The 240-nt window shown below is 32.1% G+C and carries 1 protein-coding gene; it reads right to left on the bottom strand.

From position 1 onward, the window contains the following. Positions 1 to 240 (bottom strand): hypothetical protein (locus tag ACFLIT_RS17875; protein WP_479912621.1); only part of this gene is annotated, 240 nt, incomplete at both ends.

Below are 240 nucleotides of genomic sequence, written 5' to 3'. Positions count from 1 at the left end.
GGTAAATTTTGCAATCTGCTATAGATGAGGTTGCTATTTTCAACACCATTATCTCCGGGTACATTAGATAATTTATACCTATTTACGTTGGCCGATAACGAAGTAAATCCACTTAAATTTTTACTAAGATTAAAATCCAAATTAGTCCTAGCATTGAATAAACTCAAATCAGGTTGTGAATTATATGCATTTACATCTTTATCAGTCCAAAATTGAGAGCCTTGATGACCATAAGCTAGA

The organism is Caulobacter sp. HJHS_5 (assembly GCF_056683955.1).
Note: the sequence above shows the minus strand (reverse complement) of the source record. Positions and strands in the feature narration are given on the sequence as shown.